Source organism: Streptomyces sp. BE20, assembly GCF_036322525.1.
Classification (GTDB): Bacteria; Actinomycetota; Actinomycetes; order Streptomycetales; family Streptomycetaceae; genus Kitasatospora.
Window position 1 is genome coordinate 1 of record NZ_JAQYWW010001150.1, and the last position, 879, is coordinate 879.

Consider the following 879-nt stretch of genomic DNA (forward strand, 5'->3'; position numbering starts at 1 on the left):
CCAGGCCGTCACCTGGCTCCTGGAGCGCCACGGATCCCCGGCCGCCCTGAGAAAAGCCGGACGCCGCAGACTCGTCGAACTGATCCGCCCCAAAGCCCCGCGCATGGCCCAACGATTGATCGACGACCTCTTCGACGCCCTTGACGAACAGACCGTCGTCGTCCCCGGCACCGGCACACTCGACGTGGTCGTCCCGTCCCTGGCCCGATCGCTCGCGGCCGTCCAGGAACAGCGCCGGGCCCTGGAGGCCCAGATCAACACCCTGCTGGAGGCCCACCCTCTTCACCCGGTCCTGACCTCGATGCCCGGAGTCGGCGTCAGGACCGCCGCCGTCCTGCTGGTCACCGTCGGCGACGGCACGAGCTTCCCCACCGCCGCCCACCTCGCCTCCTACGCCGGCCTCGCGCCTACAACCAAGTCGTCGGGCACCTCCATCCACGGCGAACACGCACCCCGAGGCGGCAACCGGCAGCTCAAGCGCGCCATGTTCCTCTCGGCCTTCGCCTGCATGAACGCCGACCCCGCCTCCCGCACCTACTACGACCGGCAACGAGCCCGCGGCAAAACCCATACCCAGGCCCTCCTGCGCCTCGCCCGCCAACGCATCAGCGTCCTGTTCGCCATGCTCCGCGACGGCACCCTCTACGAATCCCGAACCCCAGCCGTCACCCCCGCCGCATGACCACCCCAAACAGCACCAAAACCGGCACCGCATCCTTGACGAAGGACATAGAGGCACCCCCGGATCCATCGCACGATCCGGGCCATCGCCTGCGGGCGCTGAGCGGCCGCAGGGCCGGGACGATGGTTGTCCTGGCCGGGTGCGGACGTCATGATCGCGGGTCGGCTGAGGAGACGGTTGTCGAGAAGACCTGGCGG

Annotated in this window: 2 protein-coding genes; both read left to right on the top strand. The window is 69.5% G+C overall.

From position 1 onward, the window contains the following. Nucleotides 1–682: transposase (locus PUR61_RS36580; protein WP_329883877.1), on the top strand; the 682-nt coding region annotated here is incomplete at its 5' end. Further along, on the top strand, nt 679–879 hold a 201-nt coding region (locus PUR61_RS36585), incomplete at its 3' end, for a hypothetical protein (protein ID WP_329883878.1). The genes PUR61_RS36580 and PUR61_RS36585, both read left to right, overlap by 4 nt.